Below are 6,875 nucleotides of genomic sequence, written 5' to 3'. Positions count from 1 at the left end.
GTCCCCGAGCCCGCCGGTCTCGGTGTCGGCGCCCATGTTGCCCTGCAGGTCGTCGAACGACGAGCCGCCCACGATCGAGTCGTTGCCCTCCTCGCCGCGCAGGTAGCTCGTGCCCGACCCGCCCTCGATGGTGTCGTTGCCAGCGCCCGCAAAGGCCCGGTCCGCGCCGGCGTTGCCCTGGATGAGGTTGTCGAGGGCGTTGCCGTTGATCGTGTCGGCGCCGAAGCCGCCGATGGCGTTCTCGATCTTGGCGCCCTGGGCCACCGCCACGTTGCCGGTCAGTGAGCCCACGTTCGAGAAGAACCCTTCCCGCAGGTCTATGGTCTGGTTCTGCGAATAGCCGGAGAAGTCGAAGGTGTCGTTCCCGCCCGCGTCCCACACCGCGAAGATCAGCCGTGTGGAGCTGCTGCTGGCCTCGAACCACGCCCGCTGGGCGTTCGAGTTGAAGCCGTAGACGGTGTTCCCCGTCCGGGTGGTCATGTTGGCGCCGTACTCGATCTGGGCGGCGCGGATGTCGTCGAGCTGCGGGGCCGCGGCGTAGCGACCGGAGTAGTTGCCCCCCGTGTTCGACTCGTTGAAGTAGCTCATCACGGTGTACTGGCGGGAGTCCTCGTAATACTCCGCGTCGGCGTCGTAGGTGATCGCGCCGCCACCATCGCTGGCGTTGTAGTCGCCGGGGTGGGCCAGGCCGATGGCGTGGCCGATTTCGTGCACCAGCACCTGGGCGCCGAAGTTGCCCATGCTGGGGAAGGCGTTGCTGCCCGAGTTGATGTTGACCCACACGTCGCCGGCGGTGCTGGACGACGCCGCACTGCCCGGGAAATTGGCGAACGCCGCCGAGCCGGACTCGCCGGAGCTGTAGTTGGCGAACAGGATCGAGGCGTCGTTCGAGTAGGCGCTCTCGAAGTCGGTCCCGGTGCCCACGCGCACGAAGCGGATGTTGGCGACGTCGGCCCAGGCCTGCATCGCCTGCTCGGCCTGGAAGATCTGGGTCGCGTTGAACCGCTGGAAGCCCTCGGTGTCGCTCGGCATGTCGAACGGCGCGGTCGAGCGGAACGCGTAGGTGACGGTGTAGGCCTGGCCGGCTGCGCCGCCCCAGCCGGGGTAGGGCTCCATCGTGATGGGGTCGAAGCCGGTCATCTGCAGGCCGGCCCGATCGATCGAGAAGCTCTGCTTGCCGTTTACGACCGCCGACGATCGCTCGTCGGCGTTCAGATACGACTGACCGAAGGACTCGCCGGTTTCGATGACCGTGGCCGAGCCGGTGCACAGGGGGCAGCTGCAGACGCCCTCCGCCGCCGCGAAGGGACGGGTCTCGAGCGTGGTCTCAGACAGGTAAGCGAGACTGGGATCGCTGGGCATTTCCATACTCTTGGTCTACCCATCCCCTTAAAATCATTAAAGGAATAGATGAATCCGCGCAACCTGCGCGCACTGCGTCTTGTGCGCACACTCCGGAAGGTACGCCCGCCCAGCGACCTCGGATTTCCGAGAGAGTGCCGCAAATTGCGGGAGACAGCTAGGCGCGCCGCTTTCGCCCCCCGCGCGCCCGGCGTAGGCTGCCCGCAAAACGGGTGGAAGCCATGACGGCGCCAGCTCCGAGCAGCGACCCCAAGCCCGGCGGGCGGGCGCTGGACCTTCTGAAGGCGTGGCTGCCGATCGTGACCGTGGCGGCGGGCGGCGTCTGGGCCGTCTTCGTCTACTTCGACCAGCGCGGGCCGCCGGCGAAGGCCGCCTCGCCGCCAGCCGCCCCGGTCGCAACGACGACCCTCGCGCCGGACCTCGACAAGCGGCGCTTCGCCCTGTTCACCGAGGTCTCGGAGCTCGCCGCGACGCTCGCGAACACTCCGGTGGAGGCCGAGGCGTGGAAGACCGCCGAGACGCGGTTCCGGACCCTCTACTGGGGCGAGATGTCTATCTACGAGAAAGGCGCGGTCGAGGACCGGATGGTCAAGTTCGGCCGCGCGCTGGACGCCCACAAGGCCGAGCCCTCGCCCGACACCTCCGCCGACCTGAAGGACGCCTCCCTGAAGCTCGCCCACGCCCTGCGCGACGAGCTGTCCGCTCATTAGCTGAGCGGCACGCGTCCCACGATCTTCAGGCCGTAGCCCGCCGAAGCCGGCAGCACGGTCTGCGAGCTGGTCAGCAGCAGGAGGTCGCGAACGCCCAGGTCCAGCAGGATCTGCGCGCCGATGCCATAGTCGCGCAGCACGTTCTCGGTGTGATCGGCCTGCGGCTGGCCGTAGCGCTCGCTGAGCCAGTGCGGGTTGGAGTCGCGGATGAACACCGCCACGCCCGCCCCGTCATAGTCAGCCAGCGCACGCAGCGCACGGGGCACGTACTCGCGGCGCGTCTCGATCGCGCCCAGCATGTCGGTGGCCATGTCGACCCGGTGCATGCGCACCAGGGTCGCCTTGTCCGGCTCGATGCGGCCTTTGGTCAGCACGACGTGCTCGGTCTGGTCGATGGAATTGCGGTAGATCACCATCCGGAAGCGGCCGCCGTAGGCGCTCTCGAACGGTGTCTCCAGCACCCGCTCCACCTGCCGCTCGGTGCGGCGGCGATAGGCGATCAGGTCGGCGATGGTGCCGATCTTCAGGCCGTGCAGCTGGGCGAAGGCGACGAGATCGGGAAGACGCGCCATCGACCCGTCGTCCTTCATCACCTCGCAGATCACGCCGGCCGGGTTCAGGCCGGCCATCCGGCTGATGTCGACGGCGGCCTCGGTATGGCCGGCGCGGACTAGCACGCCGCCGTCCTTCGCCACGAGCGGGAACACGTGGCCTGGCGAGACCACGTCGTCCACGCCCTTGGTCGGGTCGATGGCGACGGCGATGGTGTGGGCGCGGTCGTGGGCCGAGATGCCGGTGGTTACGCCCTCGCGCGCCTCGATGGAGACGGTGAAGGCCGTGCCGTGGCCCGACTGGTTGTCGGTGGCCATGGGCGGCAGGCGCAGCTGGCGGGCGCGCTCGCCGGTGATGCTGAGGCAGATCAGGCCGCGGGCGTGCTTGGCCATGAAGTTGATCTGGTCCGGCGTCGCGAACTGCGCCGGAATGATCACGTCGCCCTCGTTTTCGCGGTCCTCGGCGTCGACCAGGATGTAGGGCCGCCCGTTGCGGGCGTCCTCGATGATGTCCTCGATCGGGCTGATCGCCCCCTTAACGGAGTCGTCTTCCGAGCCCGAGGGTGGAACGAGATAGGGGCGCTTCATCAGCCCAGTTCCTTCAACTTGGCGGCCTTCATCTGGGCGAACTCCACCACCTGGTCGGCGACGGTGGCGAGCTGCCAGGCATCCTTCTGGTCCCTGCAGTCGCCTGCCTCGTCGAAGAGGCTGGTCCCCGCGTTCAGGGCAGCGCCGAACGGCGTCGGCCAGCCCCTGAGCGCATGTATGATAGCCCGCAGCGCCATCAAGGTCGTCCCCGCCGCCTGCCAGCCATCGGCAGTGATGATCGTGCCCACCGGCTTGGCCGTGAGGTAGGGCTGGGCGTCGTTCCGCGTCAGCTCAAGGGTGTCGAGCGCGTTCTTGATCACCCCAGAGATCGAGCCGTGGTAGCCGGGGCTGGCCACGATCACCCCGTCGGCGCCGCGGATCGCGTCGGCCAGCGCCTGCTGCGCCTCGTTCACGTCGCCCGGCCGCGGGTCGAAGATCGGCAGGCCCGAGAGGAAAGCGCCGCCCAGCAGCCGCGTCTCCGCCCCCCTCGCCTCGGCCGCCTTCAGCGCACAGATCAGCGCCTTCTCGGTCGACGACCCGGCCCGGACGGTCCCGCCCAGGCCGACGATGAGGGGCGCTTTGCTCATGAGGAAGCGCATAGCGCGGCCGCAGCGCGCCCTCCACCACTTCGTGGTCCCCCTCCCCCGTTGGCACGGGTGAGGAACTGAGGCTCGAACGCCTGCGCCAAGTTCTTCCCCCGCTTGCGGGGGAGGGGGACCGCGAAGCGGTGGAGGGGGCGCTGACGCCGCATGGACCTCAAGCCTGCTCCGACTCTTTCGCGAACACCTTCTTCAGTTCGGTCTTCATGATCTTCCCGTTCGCGTTGCGGGGCAGGGTCTCGGGCCAGAACGCAACCTTTACCGGCACCTTGAACCCTGCCAGGCGCTCGCGCACCCATTGGCGAAGCTCGGCCTCGGTGGCGGTTCCGCCCGGCTTGAGGTGCACCACCGCCGCCGGCTCCTCGCCCAGCGTCTTGTGCGGAATGCCCACCAGCGCCGCGTCCATCACATCGGGGTGGTCGTAGAGGACGTTCTCGACCTCGACGCAATAGATGTTCTCGCCGCCGCGGATCAGCATGTCCTTGGCCCGGTCGATGATGAAGAGGAAGCCCTCCTCGTCGATCCGCGCCAGGTCGCCGGTGCGTAGCCACCCGTCCTGGAAGGTCTCGGCGGTGGCTTCCGGCTTGTTCCAGTAGAGCTTCACCACCTGCGGGCCCTTGCACCACAGTTCGCCGACCGAGCCGGCGGGCAGGATGGTCTTGCCGTCCGCCGGGTCGCGCACGTGCATCTCGCCCACCGGCGCGGCGGGGCCGGCGCTGTCGGGGCGGTTCTCGTAGTCCTTGCCCATGTGGCTGGTGAAGGTGGCCGTGGTCTCGGTCATGCCCCAGCCGTTGCCGGGCTGGCTGCCGGGGAAGGTCTCGCCGATGCGGCGCACCAGCTCGGGGGCCGAGGGCGCGCCGCCGTAGGTGACCGCCACCAGCGACGACAGGTCGTACTTCGCCCGCGCCGGATGCTCGATCAACTGCCAGGCGATGGTGGGCACGCCGCCCGTCGACGACACCTTCTCGCGCTCGATCAGCCGCATGGCCGGCTCGGCGTCCCAGCGGCGCATCAGGACGATCTTGCCGCCGGAGTTCATCGTCGGGCCGAGCGTCGCGGACAGGCCGGTTGCGTGGAACATCGGCACGACGAGCAGCGTGCAGCGCTGCGGCACCTTCAGCGGATCCATCTCCGGCAACGGCTCGCCGGCGCGCAGGAAGTTTCGGGCCGCGGAGATCCCCCCGGCGCCGATGTTGGACGTCATGTTGCGGTGGGTGCCCAGCGCGCCCTTCGGCCGGCCGGTCGTACCCGAGGTGTAGAGGATCGTCGCGTCGTCCTCCGGGCCCAGCGGCACGTCGGGCATCGCAAGCTCAGGCAGGCCGGCCCAGCCGTTCACCGGCCCGATCGCGTCCTCCAGCCGCGCCGTCTTGGCCGGCAGGCGCTCGCCGGCGTGGCGGGCGATGTAGACCTTCTCGAGGTCGGGCAGCTTCCCCAGGAACTCCTCCACCCGGTCGAGCCGCTCGTCGTCGACGAAGGCGACCTTGGTTCCGGAGTCGGCCAGACCGTATTCCAGCTCGGCGCCCGTCCACCAGGCGTTCAGCGGCGTCACGATCGCGCCCACCAGCTGGCCGGCCCAGAACGCCACCGGCCACTCCGGCAGGTTGCGCATGATGACCGCGACCCGGTCGCCCTTCTTCACTCCGTCGGCGATCAGGCGGTGCGCCAGGGTGAGCGTCGCGCGGCCGAAGCCGTCGTAGGTGGCGCGGTCGTCGTCGTAGACCAGGAACTCGCGATCCTTGAACCGCTGGCCGTTGACGAACACGTCGCGCAGCGTCGGCGGCGCGTTCTTCCACGTCTTCGTGGTCACGCCCCGGATCACCTGCTCCTCGATCTCGAACGGCGCCCCCGGCGCGGTCAGGCGGGCATGCGCCTCGGCGATCGACATCACGGGCCAGCGCTTCTCGGTCACGTCGCTTCACCTCTGAACTGCAGTCATCCTAGGCGCCGAAGGCCGCTCGATGCACGCGGGACCTAGCGGCAGGCAAACGGCGCGCGGCGGCCGTCGCACCGGGCTGTTGCGATGGTGTTTCGGCGTGTCTCCACGCTGACTTATCGCTGGTTACCTAAAGCGCGGCAGGTCCTTCGGACAAGCCCGGAGATGACGACTACGCCGACCCCGTCGCCCGGCGGCTCGCGTAGGCGTCCTTCAGCTCGTCCAGCTCCTTCTTGAAGCGCTTCTTGGCTTCCTCCTGGAGCTTGGGGATGTGGTAGCTCGGGAAGAGGTCGTTGTCGGGCGTGTAGTCCTTCAGGACCTGCTTCGCGAGGGTCACCTTGTGCACCTCGGTGGGGCCGTCGGCGATGCCCATGACCAGCGCCGAGCTCACCATGCGCATGAACGGCATCTCGTTCGAGACCCCCAGCGCGCCGTGCAGGTGCGCCGCCTTGGTGGCCACGTCGTGGTAGACCTGCGGCATCGCCACCTTGATGGCGGCGATGTCCTTGCGGACCTTCTGGTAGTCCTTGTGCTTGTCGATCAGCCAGGCGGTGCGCAGCACCAGCAGGCGGAAGCTCTCCACCGCGATCCAGCTGTCGGCGATCTGCTCCTGCACCATCTGCAGGTCGGCGAGCCGGCCGTCGCGCGTGGTGCGCGAGACCGCCCGTTGGCACATCAGGTCCAGCGCGTGGCGGCAGGCGCCGACGGTGCGCATGGCGTGGTGCACGCGCCCGCCGCCCAGCCGCACCTGGGCGATGCGGAAGGCGTCGCCGCGCTCACCCAGCAGCGCCTCGTAGGGAAGACGCACATTCGTGTAGCGGACGTACCCTTCGTTGCCGCCGCCGACTTCGCCGCCGGCCCCCACCGCCACGTTGCGGATGATCTCGATGCCGGGCGTGTCGGTGGGCGCCAGGAAGATCGAGGTGCGTCGGTAGGGGTCCTTCGCGTCGGGATCGGTGACCGCGTACAGCACCAGCACCTTGGAATAGCGGGCGTTCGTCGAGAACCACTTCTCGCCGTTGATCACCCACTCGTCGCCGTCCAGCACCGCCGTCGTGCGGAAGGTGAGCGGGTCGGAGCCGCCGGTTGGCTCGCTCATCGAGAAGGCCGAGCGGATCTCGCCGTTCAGCAG

At 68.8% G+C, this 6,875-nt stretch carries 6 protein-coding genes; 1 reads left to right on the top strand and 5 read right to left on the bottom strand.

Annotated features, from left to right (window positions below; translation table 11 throughout):
• Nucleotides 1-1,362: M10 family metallopeptidase C-terminal domain-containing protein (locus tag VGD44_RS18000; RefSeq protein WP_331089660.1), on the bottom strand; the 1,362-nt coding region annotated here is incomplete at its 3' end.
• A gap of 221 nt (nt 1,363-1,583) precedes the next feature.
• Between VGD44_RS18000 and VGD44_RS17995 the strand changes: the two genes are divergently transcribed.
• Nucleotides 1,584-2,072, top strand: a complete 489-nt coding sequence (locus VGD44_RS17995) for a hypothetical protein (protein WP_331089658.1) — start codon at nt 1,584-1,586, stop codon at nt 2,070-2,072.
• Here VGD44_RS17995 and ribB read toward each other — a convergent pair.
• The 4 genes from ribB to VGD44_RS17975 all read right to left on the bottom strand — a co-directional run.
• Nucleotides 2,069-3,211 (bottom strand): 3,4-dihydroxy-2-butanone-4-phosphate synthase, encoded by a 1,143-nt coding sequence (gene ribB / locus VGD44_RS17990; protein ID WP_331089656.1) that lies wholly within the window; start codon nt 3,209-3,211, stop codon nt 2,069-2,071. The genes VGD44_RS17995 and ribB overlap by 4 nt on opposite strands.
• Nucleotides 3,211-3,798, bottom strand: coding sequence for an NADPH-dependent FMN reductase (locus VGD44_RS17985; protein ID WP_331089654.1), 588 nt, complete (start codon nt 3,796-3,798; stop codon nt 3,211-3,213). Before VGD44_RS17985 ends, ribB begins: the two co-directional genes overlap by 1 nt.
• A gap of 169 nt (nt 3,799-3,967) precedes the next feature.
• A complete protein-coding gene (locus tag VGD44_RS17980) occupies nt 3,968-5,695 on the bottom strand; it encodes a class I adenylate-forming enzyme family protein (RefSeq protein WP_331089662.1) in 1,728 nt (575 codons plus the stop codon).
• A gap of 220 nt (nt 5,696-5,915) precedes the next feature.
• The coding region (locus tag VGD44_RS17975) for an acyl-CoA dehydrogenase family protein (RefSeq protein WP_331089652.1) at nt 5,916-6,875 on the bottom strand (960 nt) is incomplete at its 5' end.

This window comes from Phenylobacterium sp., from assembly GCF_036402295.1.
Classification (GTDB): domain Bacteria; phylum Pseudomonadota; class Alphaproteobacteria; order Caulobacterales; family Caulobacteraceae; genus Phenylobacterium.
Note: the sequence above shows the minus strand (reverse complement) of the source record. Positions and strands in the feature narration are given on the sequence as shown.